The 544-nt window shown below is 38.4% G+C and carries 2 pseudogenes; both read left to right on the top strand.

Going from position 1 to position 544, the window contains the following annotated elements:
• Window positions 1-375, top strand: a pseudogene (locus GMD6S_RS10060) (DUF3278 domain-containing protein); the annotation flags it as partial.
• Window positions 372-544 (top strand): annotated as a pseudogene (locus GMD6S_RS10065) (redoxin domain-containing protein); the annotation flags it as partial. The pseudogenes GMD6S_RS10060 and GMD6S_RS10065, both read left to right, overlap by 4 nt.

Consider the following 544-nt stretch of genomic DNA (forward strand, 5'->3'; position numbering starts at 1 on the left):
TATTTTGGACTTATCTTCGTCCTCTCATCTAGGGCGAGACTAGCAGTTCGCGACTTACATTTGGACAAGGATGACCCGTCCGAAATCCATCATAAAAGCTACAGCAAAAGCCAAATCAACCTTCGTAGTTGGGGTGTATTTTTCGGTATTCTAATTGGTTTATTTACTTTGCTATGTTTCCATAAACTCTATGTCCAACAAATTCCTCTTTCTATTTTTTTAGAAAAACTTTTTCAAACAGATATCCTTATCCCTTTACTGGTATTTGGTTTGAGTATTGCTGCTATCTTTGGAACTATGGTTAATGCATTTCTATCACTACAGGAGGAAAAAACTCCTAACAATCGCAATCCTAAGGAGAAAATAAATCAATGACCTCATTATACGATTTCTCAGTCTTGAACCAAGATGATCAAGAAACATCACTTGAAAGCTATCGTGGTAAGATGCTCTTGATTGTCAACACTGCTACCGGATGTGGGTTAACGCCCCAGTACCAGGGACTTCAAGAACTCTATGAACGCTATCAAGATCAGGGCTTTGA

The organism is Streptococcus sp. GMD6S (assembly GCF_000297015.1).